This is a genomic window from Helicobacter sp. 16-1353, assembly GCF_003288815.1.
Classification (GTDB): Bacteria; Campylobacterota; Campylobacteria; order Campylobacterales; family Helicobacteraceae; genus NHYM01.
This window is the reverse complement of record NZ_NHYM01000001.1, coordinates 119,622-134,182: the sequence shown is the minus strand read 5'-3', so window position 1 is coordinate 134,182 and position 14,561 is coordinate 119,622. Positions and strand designations below refer to the sequence as shown.

General features: G+C 33.4%; 17 protein-coding genes. 4 read left to right on the top strand and 13 right to left on the bottom strand.

Annotated elements, in window-relative coordinates; translation table 11 throughout:
* Window positions 1-107 precede the first annotated feature (107 nt).
* Window positions 108-626: a phospholipase D-like domain-containing protein gene (locus tag CCY99_RS00615; RefSeq protein ID WP_258442869.1), complete on the top strand. Its 519-nt coding sequence runs from the start codon at window positions 108-110 to the stop codon at window positions 624-626.
* Here the strand turns inward: CCY99_RS00615 and fliR are convergent.
* Genes fliR through rpsB form a run of 4 tightly spaced genes read right to left on the bottom strand, consistent with a single transcriptional unit; the run spans window position 623 to window position 3,947 of the window.
* Entirely contained in the window at window positions 623-1,399 is a 777-nt protein-coding gene (fliR, locus tag CCY99_RS00610; RefSeq protein ID WP_112059478.1) for a flagellar biosynthetic protein FliR, read from the bottom strand. The two genes, CCY99_RS00615 and fliR, sit on opposite strands and share 4 nt — an antisense overlap.
* Before the next feature lie 24 nt (window positions 1,400-1,423).
* Window positions 1,424-2,068, bottom strand: a complete 645-nt coding sequence (locus CCY99_RS00605) for an ABC transporter ATP-binding protein (RefSeq protein WP_112059477.1) — start codon at window positions 2,066-2,068, stop codon at window positions 1,424-1,426.
* Between the two features lie 5 nt (window positions 2,069-2,073).
* Window positions 2,074-3,138: a translation elongation factor Ts gene (tsf, locus tag CCY99_RS00600; protein WP_112059476.1), complete on the bottom strand. Its 1,065-nt coding sequence runs from the start codon at window positions 3,136-3,138 to the stop codon at window positions 2,074-2,076.
* Window positions 3,135-3,947 carry a 30S ribosomal protein S2 gene (gene rpsB, locus CCY99_RS00595; RefSeq protein ID WP_112059475.1) on the bottom strand — a complete coding sequence of 271 codons (813 nt, stop codon included), beginning with the start codon at window positions 3,945-3,947 and terminating at the stop codon, window positions 3,135-3,137. The genes tsf and rpsB overlap by 4 nt, the downstream gene beginning before the upstream one ends.
* A gap of 354 nt (window positions 3,948-4,301) precedes the next feature.
* Here rpsB and CCY99_RS00590 point away from each other — a divergent pair, with 354 nt between their 5' ends.
* Window positions 4,302-4,919: an outer membrane beta-barrel protein gene (locus CCY99_RS00590; protein WP_112059474.1), complete on the top strand. Its 618-nt coding sequence runs from the start codon at window positions 4,302-4,304 to the stop codon at window positions 4,917-4,919.
* A 337-nt stretch (window positions 4,920-5,256) separates the two neighbouring features.
* Here the strand turns inward: CCY99_RS00590 and CCY99_RS00585 are convergent, their stop codons facing one another.
* On the bottom strand, window positions 5,257-5,589 hold the full coding sequence (locus tag CCY99_RS00585) for a transcriptional regulator (RefSeq protein WP_112059473.1): 333 nt from the start codon (window positions 5,587-5,589) through the stop codon (window positions 5,257-5,259).
* A 56-nt stretch (window positions 5,590-5,645) separates the two neighbouring features.
* On the opposite strand from CCY99_RS00585, the gene CCY99_RS00580 reads away from it, so the two are divergent.
* Entirely contained in the window at window positions 5,646-6,164 is a 519-nt protein-coding gene (locus tag CCY99_RS00580; RefSeq protein ID WP_112059472.1) for a DNA-deoxyinosine glycosylase, read from the top strand.
* Window positions 6,165-6,416: 252 nt separating this feature from the next.
* Window positions 6,417-6,611: a hypothetical protein gene (locus CCY99_RS09380; protein ID WP_181646778.1), complete on the top strand. Its 195-nt coding sequence runs from the start codon at window positions 6,417-6,419 to the stop codon at window positions 6,609-6,611.
* Between the two features lie 264 nt (window positions 6,612-6,875).
* Here CCY99_RS09380 and CCY99_RS00575 read toward each other — a convergent pair whose 3' ends face one another.
* From CCY99_RS00575 to CCY99_RS00535, 8 genes are all read right to left on the bottom strand, one after another.
* A complete protein-coding gene (locus CCY99_RS00575) occupies window positions 6,876-7,127 on the bottom strand; it encodes an SEL1-like repeat protein (protein WP_112059471.1) in 252 nt (83 codons plus the stop codon).
* Between the two features lie 19 nt (window positions 7,128-7,146).
* On the bottom strand, window positions 7,147-7,905 hold the full coding sequence (locus CCY99_RS00570) for an outer membrane beta-barrel protein (RefSeq protein WP_112059470.1): 759 nt from the start codon (window positions 7,903-7,905) through the stop codon (window positions 7,147-7,149).
* A gap of 70 nt (window positions 7,906-7,975) precedes the next feature.
* Window positions 7,976-8,533 carry a DUF805 domain-containing protein gene (locus CCY99_RS00565; RefSeq protein ID WP_112059469.1) on the bottom strand — a complete coding sequence of 186 codons (558 nt, stop codon included), beginning with the start codon at window positions 8,531-8,533 and terminating at the stop codon, window positions 7,976-7,978.
* A 175-nt stretch (window positions 8,534-8,708) separates the two neighbouring features.
* Window positions 8,709-8,987, bottom strand: coding sequence for a hypothetical protein (locus tag CCY99_RS00560; RefSeq protein ID WP_112059468.1), 279 nt, complete (start codon window positions 8,985-8,987; stop codon window positions 8,709-8,711).
* A 388-nt stretch (window positions 8,988-9,375) separates the two neighbouring features.
* The gene (locus CCY99_RS00550; RefSeq protein ID WP_112059466.1) at window positions 9,376-10,383 is read right to left on the bottom strand and encodes a glycosyltransferase family 1 protein; all 1,008 of its coding nucleotides are present in this window, start codon (window positions 10,381-10,383) and stop codon (window positions 9,376-9,378) included.
* Between the two features lie 3 nt (window positions 10,384-10,386).
* Window positions 10,387-12,189, bottom strand: coding sequence for an ATP-dependent DNA helicase RecG (gene recG, locus CCY99_RS00545; RefSeq protein ID WP_112059465.1), 1,803 nt, complete (start codon window positions 12,187-12,189; stop codon window positions 10,387-10,389).
* Window positions 12,186-13,484, bottom strand: coding sequence for a pitrilysin family protein (locus tag CCY99_RS00540; protein WP_112059464.1), 1,299 nt, complete (start codon window positions 13,482-13,484; stop codon window positions 12,186-12,188). Before CCY99_RS00540 ends, recG begins: the two co-directional genes overlap by 4 nt.
* A gap of 9 nt (window positions 13,485-13,493) precedes the next feature.
* A complete protein-coding gene (locus CCY99_RS00535) occupies window positions 13,494-14,540 on the bottom strand; it encodes a dehypoxanthine futalosine cyclase (protein ID WP_112059463.1) in 1,047 nt (348 codons plus the stop codon).
* Between the last annotated feature and the right edge of the window lie 21 nt (window positions 14,541-14,561).

Here is a 14,561-nt window from a genome sequence, read left to right as displayed (position 1 = left end):
TACGATAAATATGAAATTATACTAAAATTACACAACAATTATTAAATAAATTTATAATAAAGCTATTTATATGGCTTGACTTACTAAAAATCTATAAGGATAAAATGATGAAAATAGCTATTATATTTTTCCTATTGCATACTTTTTTATTTGCGGATTCTATATATTTTATGCCATATCAGGCAAATGACGCAATAAAGCACTTAGTAAAAGAATTGAGAAATGCTAAAACAGAAGTTCAAATCGCAATCTATAGTTTTACAAATAGGGAAATCAGCAAGGCAATTAGAGATTCCGCAAAAAAGGGCGTAAAATATAAGATAATTTTTGATTATAAAAGTAATGTTGATAATACCTATTCATCTATTGGCTATCTTGCAAAGCTCAATAATGTTGAAGTTTGCACACTAAAGGGTAGAATCTCAAGTAATGGAAAATATAATGGAATTATGCATAATAAACTTGCGATAATAGATAATAAAAGCATTATTTTTGGCTCGGCAAATTGGTCTAAAAGTGCATTTGAATTAAATTACGAGATGCTAATTATTAGTCAAAATAAGGATTATATAAATGCCGCAAAAGGTTATTTTAATAGAATGTTTAGTGAATGCCAATCATACTAGAATCTATGTGCCATTATTTGGGATATGGTTTTAAATGCTAGTAGAATCTCTTCTTTAAAGTGAAACATCATCGCTGGGAGTGCCACAATAAGCACGATAAAAGCTATTATAACTTTTAATGGCAGCCCAATAACAAGTAGATTAAATTGCGGGTGAGCTCTAGTAATCATTCCAAATATAATTTCTGATAGTAGGATTATCCCAACTACTGGAAAAGCTATAGTAAATCCTATCACAAAAAGACTCGCCATAGCTTTTATGAAATAAACCGCCATATTATCGCTAAACATAAATCCGCCAAGTGGCACACTTTGGAAGCTTTTCGCGATTAATGCAAAAACTAGATGATGATAATCTAAGCTTAGAAATATGAGTAATCCAACAAGGCTTAGAAGCTGTGCTATGATTAGATTCTGTGAGCCACTAACAGGGTCATATGCGCTTGAAACACTCATTCCAATACTAAATCCTAGAATCTCACCTGCATAGGCAATCGCACTAAAAACAATCTGTAGGAAAAATGCACACATAAAACCAAATAATATCTCGCTTAACCCAGCGAACATAAATTCTAATATGCTAATATTTGTATTAAATGGCGGAAGTAGCGGGAAAAATAATATCGCTAGGAAAAATATCATCGCACCTTTTACCGACATAGGGATAAGCCTAGAATCAAAAAATGGAAAAAATGCAATAATGCCACTAAATCGCAAGATGAGAAGCAAGAAGTTTGCGACATTACCCTCACCAAAATAGCTGACAATCTCCATCTAATACCTTTTAACCTTGTGAAGCTACATTTGGGTTATTTTACAATCTTTTAAATAGAATTTTCTATCACACATATTTGCAATCTCATTATCATGCGTTGCAATAATCATAGAAGCATTATATTTTTTTATATATTCAAAAACTACATTCATAACTTTTAGTGATGTTTTCCTATCAAGATTCCCTGTGGGCTCGTCGGCAAAAATGATTTTTGGCTTTTTAGTCAAAACCCTAGCGATGGAGAGCCTTTGTTGTTGTCCGCCACTAAGAGAGCTAATTTGCTGTTTTAAAACACTTGCGATGCCAAAGGATTCCAATAAATCCATATCGATTTTTTTATTAGTAAGTATAGAAGCGACTTGTAGATTTTCTAATGCACTAAATCCACGAAAAAGATAATGTGATTGAAATATAATACCTATTTCTTTTCGCCTAATCTCTAGGATTTCCGCATCATTTTTTGAGTAAATATCATCAATGCCATTTAGGCTAATCTTCCCACTAAGTGGTGGGAGAAGAGTTGAGAGATTATTTATAAAAGTAGATTTGCCACTTCCACTAACCCCGAGAATCGCCACACTACTTGCACTCTCTATGCTAAGATTCACATCTTCATATAAGAGACTATCAAAGCTATGAGATACATTTTGGGCGACTACGAGATTCATATAAATTATTTCATTTGGTTGGCTACTTCTTTAGCGAAATCCTCTTCTTTTTTCTCAATGCCCTCACCAAGCTCAAATCTCACATATTCCACGACTTTAATCTCATCATTTAGCTCTTTTGATTTTTCGCTCAAAACTTGCTCTATAGTTTTCTTATCGTCCATTACAAAGAATTGCCCAAGCAAGGTTAATCGTTGGTCTAAAAGTGTAGAATCTGCAATAAATCTATCCATCAATCCCGGTAGAATCTTATCCCAAATCGCCTCTGGTTTTTTCTGCTCTCTTAGATTCTCCTTAAATTTCTCTTGTTGCTTGGCTAGAATTTCGCTTGTAAGCTCCTTTTTACTTACAAACTCAGGGACTACTTGCAAATGCTTTCCAAGTCGTTTTCGCTCCTCGTTTTCCTTTTCAATCTCACCTTTTAGGGCGATTTTTTCTTTTTGGATAAAGTTATCATCAAAGCTATCACTGCTAATAAATTGCGGTTTCATCGCTGCTGCGTGCATACATAGATTTTTGCTTAGCTCGATTAGCTTATCCTTAGAATCTTTATTTTTAAAACTAAGGGCGATAATCGTCCCAACTCTACCATTTGAATGCAAATATCCATTTACAATTGTATTTTTTGCGTCAATTGATACAAATCTTCTAACAACGATATTTTCGCCGATTTTTGCAATCTGGGTTTTTAGGTATTCTTCAAAAATATTTCCATCAATTTGCGATTTATTTAGCTCCTCTACACTAGAAATATTAGAACTTGAGATAATATCTAATGTTTTTATACCTAGATTTTTAAAATTATCATTTTTAGCAACAAAATCTGTTTCGCTATTTATTTCAACCATTGAGGCTTTTGTAAAATCACTATTTACATTTAATGTTATCATTCCCTCACTAGCGATTCTATCAGCTTTTTTCGCAGCTTTGCTAAGCCCTTTTTCTCGCAAATATTCCACTGCTTTTTGCAAATCTCCATTTACTTCCACTAGGGCTTTTTTGCATTCCATCATACCTGCATCGGTCATTTCTCGCAATTGTTTTACTAAAGAGGCGGGAATATCCATTATTCTACTCCTTGTGTTGTTTCTTGTATTGTTTTGCTCTCTTCGACTATAGATTCAAATTCTGCTATTTCCCCAATATTTTCTTGAGAATCCCCATCTTTTTCTTGATTATTAGATTCTACATTTAAGTCTTTATTCATTTCCCTTCCCTCGATTATCGCCTCGCTAATCTCCTTGCAAAATAGCTGGATTGAGCGGATTGCATCATCATTCCCCGGGATTGGATAATCGACTTTATCAGGATTGCAATTCGTATCAAGTGGGGCGATTACGGCTATTCCTAGATTTCTCGCTTCTTCTACTGCGATATGCTCTTTTACTACATCGATTATAAAAATCATATCTGGGAGCTTTTTCATATGTCTAACGCCACCAAGGTATTTTTCAAGCTTTTCTTTTTTTCTAGTTAGCATTAGCTTTTCTTTTTTGGTTAAGAGGTCGATTTGTCCGCTATTTTCCATCTCCTCGATTAATTCTAATTTTCGAACGGATTTTTTAATAGTGCTAAAGTTTGTCAGCATTCCGCCTAGCCATCTATAATCCACATATGGGGCGCTTACGGCTTGGGCGTATTGGCGGATGGTTTCTCCAGCTTGTTTTTTCGTGCCGACGAACATTATCGTTTTGCCCTCAGCTGCGGCATCTTTGACAATGCTATAAACATAGCGGAAGTATCGAAGTGTCTTTTGTAAGTCTATAATATGTATATTTTTCCTAGAACAAAAAATGAACTTTTTCATTTTAGGATTCCATTTTCGCGTTTGATGCCCGAAATGCACACCGCACTCAAGCAAATCTTTCATTGTTACCATATTTTCTCCTTGTATTTTAATTTTGGTTTATTCCGCCACATTCATTTAAAGATTCTGCTTATTTAGCTTATAGCTTTTTAAGCAAATCTCAACCATTCAAGAATTAATGTGTGTGAATTTCCATTTTAAGATTCCGCCATTTTATAAAGTTGGAATCTTAAATTTTAGGTAAATGAAAACTGCAATTTTATAATATTTTTTTAAATAAAAAGCTTAAAGATTTTCAAATTTTATTTTAGTTTTATATTTAAAATCACACTTAAAAAATTCACATTTACTTCACATTTAAGCAAAATGTAAGTTAGGGGGGGGGTAGAATTGATTTTCTCATAAAATTTTTAACTAGGAGAAAAAATGAAAAAACTTTTATTAGTTTTAGGGCTTTTAGTAGGCGGATTAAGCGTGGCGAACGCAGATGAAGAATCTGGAGCATTTATCGGTCTTGAAGCAGGATATGCTGGATATGAGTTTAAAGTCGAACAAGGTGAAAACTCACTAAAAAAGACAGATGGTGGCGTTGCATTTGGTGTAAATGCGGGTTATAAATACTTTGTAAATTCTTGGTTTGGTGTGCGTGGATATGCGAATTTTAGCTATCTAACAGGTAAAATAAGTGCTGCAGATTTTAATAATGCTACTGTAAATAATATGGTTTATGCTGTAAATGCCGATGCATTGTTTAACTTCTATAACAATGAGTCTGTTTCATTTGGTGCATTTGTGGGACTTGGCGTAGGTGGAACTACATGGGAAACTAAAGAAGGCGGTTTAAAAGATACAAATAGCGGACTTTATGCAGACGCAAAAGTGGGCTTACGAACAAATATCGCTAAACATCACGGCATTGAGCTAGTAGCGAAAATACCATTTGTAGGCGTAAAGAAAAACTTCGATGATGGTAGCGGTGGTTCATATAAAGTAACAACTAAACAAAACTATCAAGTAGTTGTAGGATATAATTACACATTCTAAAATCTGCACTCCTTTAAAAACAGATTTGGAAACTTCTTTATATTAATGCATTTCTGCTTCCACTCAAATATTGGGGGGGGGTGGAAATAAATTACATCAATGTAACTTTTAAATTTCCACAAAATCTTAAGAAAATCTAGAATCTAAATAGAATCTTAAAGTAAAAGCTAAAGATTTTTAAAAAATACTTAAATCTTTTTATTTCGCTTTAAATTTTAAGCTTTTAAAAAATTCTCAATTATGGGGTAAATCTTACATCAATGCAACTTCTAAATTTCTATAAAATCTTAAGAAAATCTAGAATCTAAATAGAATCTAAAAGTAAAAGCTTAAAGATTTATCGTTTTCTTAATCTTTTTCTTTGTTTTGGTGTTCTAATAGTTGGAATAATTTCTTTTAAAATCAGCCCAACTTCCACACTCAAAGCCTTATTATTAATATCTAAAATCCAGCATTCATTTTCCCCATTAAATGGAATCCCGCTTGGATTCTCCCCTAAAAGGGGCTCTAATTCCTCATATTTTTTCACAAAAACTTTATTATCGCACATCGTAAAGCAATTCTTCCCATCAATATAAATAAAATAATCATCACCCATATTTCTAGCTTCAATCTCCCCACATTCATTTAACACATCGCACACAAACTCCACAAATCCCGCATCACTCATATTTTCTCCATTTCGTGTTATAATCATCAAGTATATCAAAAATCTAGGAGATTTGAATGACTTTTTCACACCCATTTCAGGCGATTTTTAATAAAGATTCTAAGGTTTTGATTTTAGGTTCATTTCCATCGATAAAATCCCGAGAATCTAATTTTTACTATGCTAATCCACAAAATAGATTCTGGGATATTCTAGGCATAATTTTTAATGAAAACATTCCCAAACTATCCAAAAAAACACCTAAAGAAAAATATAGCGAAGTTTTTCAATCACAAATAGATTTTTTATTACGACATAATATCGCTATTTGGGATATTGTAAAGATTTGCAATATAGACAAATCAAGCGACGCCACATTAAACCCTATAAAAATCAATGAGATTGAAAGATTATGCGAAGATTCTAGGATTAGGGTGATTTTTACAAATGGCAAAAAAGCCACAGAGATTTATAAAAAATATTGCAACAATATTAAATTAGATTCTTTTGGATTGCCATCATCGAGCAGTGCAAATGCAAGATATAGTATAGAATCTTTAGGCATAAAATGGCAAATCATCAAACAATATTTGTAAATTCTACATTTTTTAGCAATCGTGGTGAAATCATTAAAATAGATTCTAGTATTAGATAAATGGCGTTCGATTATGTGCTTAGTTGAGAGTAGAAATCAATTTGTGATTAGATAGACTTTGCCATCATAGCGGAATTTCCAAATCTTTTGGCTTTAAGATTCGCCTTTATAAATACTTTAAAATCTCATTTTTTCATTATCAAAACTAGCTTTTATATATTTTTCCTTTTTAGATTCTTATATATTTAGAATCTTGGCGGATTTTAAAAGATTAGATTCTATAAAATCTTTAATGGTAGATTCGCGGGAATCTAGCGGGGCTTTAAAGAATCCGCTGAGATTCGTGGAATCTGTGCGAGAATCTAAAATGAAATCTGTATGGAATCTGGTGGAGTTTGTGGAATCTGTGGCGAGAATCTTAGCGAGTTTATGGAATCTTGGGCTTTAAGATTCTTGGGGCTGTTTAGGATTCCATAAATAGCACATTAAAAGCGAAAATATCTAAAAATATCACGCCTTAAATGGGGCTTATTAAAAAGCCGGCTGGGAAATTCTAATGCCCCAGCCTCGATATGCCACATAAAAAGGAGTTATTAAAATGCAAGGGAGCTAGTGTATTCGCAACACCATTAACGCCTAGAACTCCCACAGGTGGCATACGCCCCTTAAAATGCTATTTCCTTACTTGTGTGTTTTGTCGTGTCTTAAGATGTTAGTTATTTAAGTCTCTATATTCATCGCAACCATCTTGAGAACCTAAATCACAGGCTTTTCCAAAATATTCTTTTGCTTTAGAATAATCTTGCCTTACGCCTTTTCCCTTATAATACATTGCTCCAAGATAAAAGCAACTTTTGCCATGTTGCTTATCACAGGCTTTTTTATAAAATTCTGTAACTTTAGAATCATCTCCCCACGCTAAAGCGGACAAAGCAACTAAAAGCCCTAAAATTATCTTTTTCATTTTTCCCCTTTAAGATTCCCTAAAATGTGAAGTTATAGCCAAGTGAAATTTGATAATTTTGCTTAGTCAGTATACCAGCAAGTCCGCCAAAGCTCTCCTTTGCCTCGATAAATGGGACTTTTACGATGAATTCTACTCCGTGATGTGAGATATTTGCCCTAAGCCCTATTTTTGCGTCCATATAAAGTCCGCTAGGTTTAAAAGTGGTTGTTTCCATAGTGTCGTAGCTATTTACATAGCCCCTAAATTTTATATCCCAGCTACTCCCGCCAAGTCCAAGCCCAGCAAATGCCCCAAATATGCCGTATTCGCCATTATAAAAATTATATAAAACATCAGCATTTGCCGCAAAAACCAAAGCAGTTATATTAATGCCTCCTCCCCCTGCTTCAGTTTCGTGCATAGAGTAGTTTAGGCTACCATAGGCACGAATTCCAACATTTGGTTGCAAGAAAAACTTATAGCCGACCTTTCCGCCGACTGCCCCGCCGGTAAATTTGTATCTGATAACAGATAGTAGGGAATCTCGCATTTGCATTTCGTCCATTCCCATTTCAAAGCCGATAAAAATGCCAGATTTTTCATCTTTATTTACTTGAAGTGCTTTAATGCCCCTAGATTGGCGACTTGGCTTTATCTTGCTACTTGGCTCAATAACGGAGCGATTTGTATTATTTGCTGGACGAATAGTGTAAATATCCGATTCTGCTATTATCATTTCATTTGCCATTATGTGGCTAAAACCGCCCACTAAAAGCCCTAAAATTATCTTTTTCATATTTCTCCTTTTTCATATTTTTGATTTTTAGAATCCCAGTGGATTCTTAAGATTCTTGGCTAAATACTATTTACTCACCATTTTGTAAGACATTTTGCGGAATATTTTGCAAATCATTTTCCACTTTTTTACTAGGTGATAAGCAAATAACCAAATTAATAATCTCTCCAATTAAGCCAACAACCAATTTAATAACCCCGCTACTTGTGAATGCACTTAAGAGAGCAGATGTGAATGCACTTAAGATAATAATTAAAATAAATACCCAAATGCTAACCCCAACATCTCTATATCTGCGGACAAATATAGCAAGAGTAGGCACAATAAGAGCAATGAATAACATACTACCAATTATTCCTAAAATGCCACCAATTGCTCCCAAAAAGCCACCGCCATCACCATTAGCCATAAGTGCGAGTAGAATAATCACACCACAGCCAATCACAAGAAGCCTTACCAGCACTGAAAGACAAGCTAGTAAAAACTCTCTCCTTGTCGTTCTACCCGTAAAGTCAAACCCCTGCCCCCAAAACTCACTCCAAGATTTACCCATTTCACTCTTAAAAGTCGCAAATCCTTCCGTAGATAGCACATTTAGTCCATAAAATATTGCGATAATAAGAAACATTTTTTTCTCCTTTTATTTTCTCATTCTTTTAGAACTTATCGCGTCGCTTAAAACTTGCTTAAAAAAATCAATTCTACCCCCCCCCTTGCTTATATTTTGCTGAATCTATTCTTAAAAATGTGGAAGTTTAGAATCTTGGCGGATTCTTAAGATTCTTATCTAAATATTAGATTTCTTACCCATTTTGCGAGGCGGTTTGCACTTCATCGTCGGGCTTTTCCTTGAATGTATTCTTTACTCCTCTGAATGTCGCTCTTATTGCGATAAACACTCCATAAGCCAAACCTAATATCATTATGGTAAGCATAATTGCACCTAATCCAGCCGATGAGCCTGATGTGGCTACAGCCGATGGACCTAGTTTTATCACACCCAAGTAGATTCCCCAAAGTAGCATTGTCCCCACAGCACCTATAATAAGTATAAATATGGCTTTTAATAATTTTGCAGACATTTTTGCACCCCTTTCATTTCCCATTCTCTTAAAATTTATCGCGTCGCTTAAAACTTGTTTTAAAAAATCAATTCTACCCCCTTGCTTAATATTTGATTATATGCTGGATTTTTGGGATTTGGGGAAAATATGGGGGAATATAAGCGAATCTAGTGTGTGGAATCTGCGTGGGATTCGTGGGAATCTAGTGCGTAAAATCTAAGTGGAATCTAGACAGAATCTAGAATTCATGCATAAAATCTAGCAAATCTGCGTTGGAATCTTATGGAATCTACATAATCTTATGTGTGGGGAGTTTATGGAATTTATGCGGAATCTAAATAGAATCTATTTAAGCAATATAGATTAATTAGATATTTAGGTTTATATCATTATTTGAATAGGTGGTTTAAGTGATATTATTTCTTAGAATCTCCATATATTTTTTTGCACTATTTTTCCAACTAAATCTAGCAATATTTTTATAACCATATTTAATTAGATTCTGTGATATTTTGGGATTGGATTCAAACTCATATAATGCCATTTCCAAACTCTTTTTTATATCAGGATTAAAATACATTGCTGCTTCCCCACATACTTCCTTAATGCTTGAAAATGCTGTGGTTAAGACGGGCGTCCCAAGTGCCATCGCCTCTAATGTAGGCAGTCCAAATCCCTCAAATTTCGATGGGTAAATTAACGCCTTTGCATTTGATAACAATCCTCTTAAATCCTCATCACTCACATACCCAACTTGTTTTAATACCTGCTTAGATTCTGCTATTTTGGCTAGGTTTTCAAACTCTTTGGAAAAATATTTGATTTCTCCTACAAATATTAATTTTCGTTTTATTTTGGATTCTAGAAATGTCCGCAATAGATAAACTAAGCCCTTTCTTGGGTCGTATCCGCCAACATAAATATAATAATTTTCACGCTTTTGTGTTGGTTTTGAGATATTATCTACTCCGTGTGGAATGACAAATATCGGCTTTTTGGGCTTAAAATACCGCATAATTTGCGATTTTGAATATTCGCTTGGCGTTAGAATGATTTTGGCTAATTTAATTTGGGTATTGATATATTTGTGATATTTGTATTTTCTAAATGGATTTCTATTTAATATAAGTGGCAAAACATCGTGTATCATTAAGATATTTTGTTTAAATTGTGGCAAGATTCCACCATTCCAATGATAGTGGATAAAATCACAAGATTCTAATTCCCCCCCCCCATAATCACTATATCTAATGAGCTTAAAAGGGAAGTTTGGCAGACATTGCAAAGGTCTAGATTCTTGGGTAAATAAAACAAACTCTACATCATATTCTATATGTTGCATTAGATTTAGCAGACTTTTAGCTACGCCTGTGTTTGGATATGTAAGGACACTCGCTTCAATGGCTATTTTCATTATTTATTCTTTAAGAGATTTATCTAATAATATTTGTGCGTCTTTTACTATTTCTTTATCAACAACAATATCAAAATATTTGAATTGATACCCACTTTGCCGAATCCCGCGCAATAAATCCCCACTATTTCTATATTTTAAATCCAACTCGGCAATCTCAAATCCATTTGTGGTATTTATAAAATCTTTTAATCTCGCAGAATCCGCCCTATTCGTATATAAAAAGCAATATCCCTTAAGTCCATTTCTACTTACTCGCCCTCGAAGTTGATGAAGCGTAGCAAAGCCCAATCGCTCCGCCCCAACGATGATAATACTTGATAATCTAGGAAGTGAAATCCCCACTTCAAATAAAGTCGTGGCGATTAAAATATCTCCGCTCTCCCTAAATTCCTCTATAATCTCCTCTTTTTGCTTGTCTTTTCCGTGCGTTGAATAAACATTTTTAAAGTTTTTCTGCCAAAAGGGAAGCCCCTCTTCAATAGATTGGTAACCAATGGAATCGCTTTTTTCAACAAGTGGGTAGATAATGGCTACTTGCTTTTTTTCTAAAATATCATTTTTGATATGGTTTAAAAGTGCGGGGAAATCAACTTTTGAGATGATTTTAGTATCGATATTTTTCTCAAATGGCAAATCATAAATATTGCAAAAATCAACTAGATTCGATTCAATCATCGCCATTGTGCGTGGAATGGGTGTAGCTGAGAACTGAATATTATGCGGCTTTTTGCCATCAATTTCAAGCATTTTTTCTAATCTTAATCTTTGATTTGTCCCAAAGCGATGTTGTTCATCAGTCATAAATAAACTAAAAGATTCCAGATTCTTATATAAAAGCGAATGTGTTCCTATGAGAAAATCGCAATTTGGAAGTTTATCATCTTTTATAACAATTCCAACATTGACAAAGCTAGGCAGGAATTTTTTTGCTTCATTATAGAGTTGGCGAGCTAAAATCGTTGTAGGTGCTAAAAGTATAGATTTTCTAGGATATGCCATCATCACACAAGCCAAAATTACAATAGTTTTGCCACAGCCAACATCTCCCATTACCACGCAGCGAGTTGCTTGTAGTGAATTTAGCTTGGAGTGCAAAGTATCGATGCAATTTTGTTGTCCTTTTGTAAGAGCGAAAGGGAGAGATTTTATAAAATCCACATAATTTCCATCAAGCTTATTTAGAGAATTAAAGATTGTTTTTTTGCTTCGTAGTAATTTCATATGATAAAAAATTTCTACAAATTTTACTGCATTTAGGTATTTACCAAAAAGCCCTTTGTATTTTATAAATTCTTTTAAATAATCTTGTGAAGATTCTGGGTGGAATATAGTATAAATGCTATCTATTATCTCATTTGTGAATCCTAACTTCGATAAATCATCTTTATTTATAATCTCACGAAATATATCATTAAGATTATTATTTTGCATTTTTATAGTTGGAAAATTCATAACAATTTTATTAATATTTGTAGCTATTTTTGGTTGTGTTATACGCCATATTGCATTAAACTCAAAGCGACCTAAAATGTATATTTCTTTATCTATGGGGAAAATCTTGTTATGAAAAGGCTTTGCGTTAAAAATAGTGATTTCTAACATTTCATCAAAATCTATTATAAGGGCTTCATATTTTAGGATTCTACCCATTTGTTTTTTGTGTAAGATTTTTATTTTTAGCACACCTTCATTGATAGAATCCTTATCTAAACTATGAAGTATCGTTGTATTTGTATAAGATTTTGGTGTAAATAATATAGCTTCAAATAGGTTTGAAATGCCTATTTTCGCTAATCGTGTCATTTATCTACTACTATGCTGAAACTTAAATTATTCACTTCTTTGTGGGATTTTATATAATCATTTAATTCATCTAAGCTTAGGTTTTCTATTTTCTTTGTTAGCACCTTGTCGTAATCAAGGCTCAAACCACGATGAAAATTTATATATTTTTTATTTAATCTCTGGCTTAATGTCTCATCGCTTAATACCCTTGAACCAAGAATATATGCCTTTGCACTATCTAATTCCTCTTTTGTAACACTATCTTTGATAAATGTAGCAATTGTTTCTTTTATAGCATTGATTGCCTCATCTTTATTTTCAAGATTTGTTTGCAAATATCCCATTGTATGCGAAGTTACATTATTTATTACATTGTAAAAATATACCGAATATGCAAGTCCTCTTTTTACTCTTATTTCTTCCATAATCCTTGAGCCAAATCCAGAACTACCCATAATAAAACTCATAACTTGTGCTTTATGCAAACTATTTTCATAATTATCAAAGTAAAATGGAGAAGCAAAATAAATATATGCTTGTTGCGTAGGTTTGATTGCTGTTATTTCGCCAATATTTTCTGTAGGATAATATTTTTTACTTTTATATTTCTCGCCTTTTGGTAAAAACTCCAAGATAGATTGTAATTTTTGCTTTGTTTTTTCTAGCTCTATATCTCCACCGATTAGTATTACTATATTATCTAATACGAGTATTTTTTGTAAGAAATCTTTAACATCATTTAGTGTTATTTTATCTATACTATTAATATCTCCTAATGGTGGATTCTCCAATGGAGTGCCTTTGAAAATAAGCTTATTTAGGTTATTTTGCGCAATATAATCAAAATCATTTTCTTTGCTAAGAATATAGCTAGTAATATTTAATTTAGTTTGATTAAATGCCTCATTTGTAAAATTTGGGTCGCTTAAAAGCTCACCTAAAAGCTTTATCGCTTTATCTTCTTTTTGTTTTATAAACTCCAAGCTAAAACCAAAACTTTCCATTCCATTATTTACATTTAATCCTATAGCATTGGATTCTAACTCATATGCGAATTTGTATTCCCCTTTTTTATGAGTTCCTCGCTCTAGTAAATCTGCACTAAATGAAGATAAACCAACTTTTGGTTCAAATATACTTCCTCCGCCATTAAATATAACCCTAATAAAACCAATTGGAAGCATATTAGAATCCTCGAAAATCACAGGAATCCTAGTATCTTTGATATGTAAGTATGTTAAGCTATTTTGTGCCACTTCGTCCCCTTTTACTAAACTAATACTAAAAAAAATAAATAATAACAATCGTCGCAAACTTTTCTCCTAACATATTTTTAAAATATTATACGCCGTGTCGCGAATCGCTGGAATCTCCCCTGCATCACGAATTACTTTTATTAATTCTTGCGTATTCATCGAGTTTGTAGCACCTGCACTTGCCACGACATTTTCTTCCATCATTGTGCTTCCTAAATCATTAGCACCAAAATTTAACGCCAATTGTCCTATAAATTTTCCTTGCGTAACCCACGAACTTTGGATATTTTTAAAATTATCTAAATAGATTCTACTCGCACTTAAAAGCCTTAAATAGCGATTTGAACTAGCCTTTTGCAAATGTGGAATCTCTCTTTTTAAGGGCGTATTATCTGGCTGAAAACTCCACAAGATAAATGCTCTAAATCCATTTGTTTCATCTTGTAAGTCTCTAATTCGCTTAAAATGCTCGACAATATCGCTATTATTTTCAATGCTACCAAACATCATCGTAGCCGTCGTTTTCATATCCAAATAATGTGCGGTTCTGTGAATCTCAATCCATTCACTAGAATCTAGCTTTTTTGGAGCGATTATATCTCGCACCCTATCGCTTAAAATCTCCGCTCCAGCTCCCGGAATAGAGCTTAGCCCTGCATTTTTCAACGCCTCAAGCGTTTCTTTTACGCTAAGCTTGGAGATTTTAGCGATATAATCAATTTCAATTGCCGAAAAGCCGTGAATGGTGATATTTGGATATTTGGTGTGAATGTGAGAGACTAGCTTTTCATACCACTCTAGCTTCAAAGTTGGGTGAACGCCACCTTGGAAAAGTATCTGTGTGCCACCAATTGCGATTAATTCATCAATCTTAGAATCTATTTCTTCAAAACTTAAAATATAACTATTTTCCTCATTTATTCTTCGCTTAAAAGCACAAAATTTACAATCCACCCAGCAAATATTCGTGTAGTTGATATTTCTATCAATTACAAAAGTGGCGATTTTATCGCTGTGAAGCTCATTTTTCACCTCATAGGCTTTACGCCCTAGCTCTTTTAGTGGTGTATTTTCAATCTCTTTTAAAATCTCATTATCATTTATTCGCTTCATATATTTCCTTACAAATATTGC